General features: G+C 68.5%; 1 protein-coding gene. It reads left to right on the top strand.

The annotated features are described in order from the left end of the window. Positions 1-1,974, top strand: a 1,974-nt coding sequence (locus R1101_RS0122245) for a condensation domain-containing protein (protein ID WP_016935429.1), incomplete at both ends; no start/stop codon positions are given.

Raw genomic sequence — 1,974 nt, 5'->3', positions numbered from 1 at the left:
ACCGGACGAGACGGGTGAACTGGACTACATCGGCCGCACCGACTTCCAGGTCAAGCTCCGCGGTCTGCGCATCGAACTCGGTGAGATCGAAACCGCGCTGCTCGACCTCGACGAGGTCGACCAGGCCGTGGTGCTCGTCCGGCAGGACCAGCTCGTCGCCTACGTCGTCCCGCAGCCCGGAGCGACCTTCGATCAGGCGGTGGCCGGTGCGGCACTGTCCGCGCAGTTGCCGGCCTACATGGTCCCCGCCACCTACGTGCTCCTCGACGCCATGCCGCTGGGTGCGTCCGGCAAGCTCGACCGCAAGGCACTGCCCGATCCGGTCTTCGAGGTCAGGGCGTTCCGCGCTCCCACCACCTCCACGGAACAGGTCGTGGCGTCGACCTACTCCGAGGTTCTCGGCGTCGACCGCGTCGGTCTCGACGACGACTTCTTCGCGCTCGGCGGAAACTCGCTCATCGCCACCCGAGTGGTCTCCCGCATCGGTGCCGCGCTGAACGCCACCGTGCCCCTGCGACTGCTGTTCGAGGCCGCGACCGTCGAAGACCTTGCGGCGCGCCTCGAACACGGAGTGTCGGGTGGCCCGCGCCGTCCCCTCGTCGCCGGCGAACGACCCGACCGGGTTCCGCTGTCGCTCGCGCAGCAGCGCTACTGGTTCCTCAACCAGTTCGACACGGCGTCCTCGGCGGTCGACAACATCCCGATCGCTGTGCGGCTCGTCGGCGACCTCGATGTCGACGCGCTCCGCGCGGCAGCACGCGACGTCATCGCCCGGCACGAATCGCTCCGCACCATCTACCCGGACTCGCCCGACGGACCACACCAGGTGGTGCTCCCGCTCGACGGTGCGCTGCCCGAACTCGTCGTGCGCGACGTCGCGGAGGCCGAACTCGAACCCGAGATCGTGGCCTTCATGTCGACGACCTTCGACGTGACCGCCGAGGTGCCGGTCGCGGTGCGCATCTTCCGCGTCAGCGACGACGAGCACATTCTCGCGCTGGTCGTCCACCACGTGTCGGCCGACGGCGCGTCGGTCGGCCCGCTGACCCGCGACCTGATGACGGCCTACGTGGCACGGTCGCGGGGCGACGCGCCGGCGTGGGAGCCGCTGCCCGTGCAGTACGCCGACTACGCGTTGTGGCAGCGCGAGGTGCTCGGCAGCGAGGACGATCCCGAATCGCTTGCCGCGAAGCAGGTCGCGTACTGGAAGCAGGCGCTCGCCGGCCTGCCCGACCAGCTCGACCTCCCGTCCGATCGTCAGCGTCCGCCGAGTCAGAGCTTCCGCGGCGAATCGTTGCAGTTCACGATCTCGCCCGAATTGCACCGCGGTCTCCAGGAACTTGCGCGGTCGAAGAACGCGACGTTGTTCATGGTCGTCAACGCGGCCTTCGCGACCGTGCTCGCCCGACTCTCGGGCACGCGCGACATCGCGATCGGCACCCCGATCGCCGGTCGCGGCGAGCGCGAGCTCGACGATCTGATCGGCATGTTCGTCAACACGCTGGTCTTCCGCAGCGACGTCGATCCGGCCCAGTCCTTCGAGCGACTCCTCGAAGGCACCCGCGAGACCGACCTCGGTGCCTTCGCGAACGCCGATGTGCCGTTCGAACGCTTGGTGGAAGTGCTCAACCCGGTGCGCTCGACCGCCCGCAACCCGCTCTTCCAGGTGGGTCTGTCGTTCCAGAATCTGGCGCGCACCCAGCTCGAACTGCCCGGCCTGACGGTGAGCTCCACCGATTTCGAGCTGCAGCTCGCCAAGACCGACCTGCAGCTCACGGTGTTCGACCATTACGACGACGACGGTGCGCCCGACGTCATCGACGCCACCTTCACGTACGCGACCGATCTGTTCGACGAGTCGACGGTCGCGGGCTTCGCGCAGCGCTTCGTGCGTGTCCTCGAAGCGATCGTCACCGACCCGGCCACGGCCGTCGGCGACATCGACATGCTCGACGGATCCGAGCGGGTCGAGAT

It is taken from the genome of Rhodococcus sp. R1101 (assembly GCF_000278445.1).
GTDB classification, from domain to species: Bacteria; Actinomycetota; Actinomycetes; order Mycobacteriales; family Mycobacteriaceae; genus Rhodococcus; species Rhodococcus gordoniae.
The sequence above is the reverse complement of the archived record's forward strand: the minus strand, read 5'-3'. Positions and strand labels throughout refer to the sequence as shown.